Origin of the sequence: Actinomadura bangladeshensis, assembly GCF_004348335.1 — a bacterium.
Classification (GTDB): Bacteria; Actinomycetota; Actinomycetes; order Streptosporangiales; family Streptosporangiaceae; genus Spirillospora; species Spirillospora bangladeshensis.
Genome location: NZ_SMJW01000513.1, coordinates 1 through 1880 on the forward strand (window position 1 = coordinate 1; position 1880 = coordinate 1880).

1 protein-coding gene is annotated in these 1880 nt (G+C 74.1%); it reads left to right on the plus strand.

From position 1 onward, the window contains the following. Positions 1-336 precede the first annotated feature (336 nt). Positions 337-1659: a M20/M25/M40 family metallo-hydrolase gene (locus E1284_RS40460; protein WP_131945398.1), complete on the plus strand. Its 1323-nt coding sequence runs from the start codon at positions 337-339 to the stop codon at positions 1657-1659. Positions 1660-1880 lie beyond the last annotated feature (221 nt).

A 1880-nucleotide genomic window follows, 5' to 3' on the forward strand; every position in this document is an offset into this window, starting at 1 on the left:
CCCCAGCGACGCGGCGAGCACCACCGCGGCGACCCCCGCCACCGTCCTCCGGACACCCCTCTGGCTGGTCATGCTCCTCCTCGGCCCAGTCACACCGTGGCGCCGCGGGCGCTTGGCCGCCCGCCGCACCTAGATTGCTCGCAGCGTCGTACCGCCGGTGACCGTTTGGACACACCGCTGACGGAGTCGAAACCGGATCGAGACGTTCTTGATCATGCACCACCCCCCGTGGACAATGAACCCTCATTGCGAACCACCCCAAGTCGGGAGCTGGACGGAGCAAGCCAACGATTCGGGGGCACGGTGCACGACAAGGTCGGACCGACCAGGGGCGCAGTGGGCGACGAGGTCGAACGGATCGAGGGTGCGGTGGACGACGAGGCCGGGCGGATCTGTGCCGACCTCATCCGGTTCGACACCACGAACCGGGGTGAGGGGGTGGCGCGTCCGGAGCGGCCGGCGGCGGAGTACGTCGCCGGGCTGCTGGACGAGGCCGGCGTCGAGGCGAAGATCGTCGAGTCGGCGCCCGGGCGGGCGAGCGTGCTCGCGCGCATCGCGGGCACCGATCCCTCCCATCCCGCCTTCCTGATCCACGGGCACCTCGACGTGGTGCCCGCCGACGCGGCCGACTGGGCGGTGCCGCCGTTCTCCGGCGAGGTGCGCGGCGGGTGCGTGTGGGGGCGCGGCGCGGTCGACATGAAGGGCAGCCTCGCGATGACCCTGGCGGTCGTCCGGCGGCGGCTGCGCGAGGGGCGCCGCACGCGCGGCGACCTGGTGCTGGCGTTCCTCGCGGACGAGGAGTGCACCGGCGAGTACGGGTCGCGGTACGTCGTCCGCGAACACCGGGAGGTCTTCGAGGGCTGCACAGAGGCGATCAGCGAGTCCGGCGGGTTCAGCGTGCAGACCGGCGGCACGCGGATCTACCCGATCGCGACGGGCGAGCGCGGCACCATGTGGATGAAGCTGACGGCGCGCGGCACGGCCGGGCACGGCTCCAAGCCGGCGCCCGACAACGCGGTCGCCGAGATCGCGCACGCCGTGTCCCGCATCGCCGCGCACGAGTGGCCCGTCCGCCTCACCCCGGGCGTGCGGGCCCTGCTGGACGGCCTGGCGGACGCGCTCGGCACGACCATCGACCACGACCGCCTCGACGCGGAGGCCGAACGCCTCGGCCGCGCCGGCCACCTGTTCGCCGGGACGGTCCGCAACTCGGCGAACCCTACCCGGCTCGACGCCGGATACAAGGTCAACGTCGTGCCGGGCACCGCGACCGCCCAGGTCGACGGCCGCTACCTGCCCGGCACCGGCGAGGAGTTCCTCGCCGTGGTCGACCGGCTGCTCGGCCCGAAGGTCACCCGCGAGTTCATCAACCACGAGGAGGCCCCCGCCGCCGACCCGGCCGGCCCGACGTTCGCCGCCCTCGCCGACGCGCTCCGCAGCGAGGACCCGCTCGCCCGCCCCGTCCCGTACGTGATGGCGGGCGGCACCGACGCGAAGTCGTTCCACCGTGTCGGCATCACGAGCTTCGGCTTCGCCCCCCTCCTCCTCGGCCCCGACCTCGACTACTTCGGCATGTTCCACGGCATCGACGAACGCGTCCCCCTGGACGCCCTGGCCTTCGGCACCCGCGTCCTGGACCAGTTCCTGAGCACCCGCTGACCACCCCGCAACGGCCGCCGCCCGCCCCGCCCGCACAGCCGCCAAGGCATCGCCCTGCCGGCCGTGCGGGCAGCGCCGGCCCCTCGCGCGGGCAGCGCCGCCCGGCTGGTCGTCCGGGCGCCGTCGCCGGCAACGCCGACTGGGCGTGCCGACAGCATCGGTTGAACGGGCGGTACCGGTTGGGGCGTGCTCCAGGCAGCGGTCGCCGGGAGGGTGGGGCG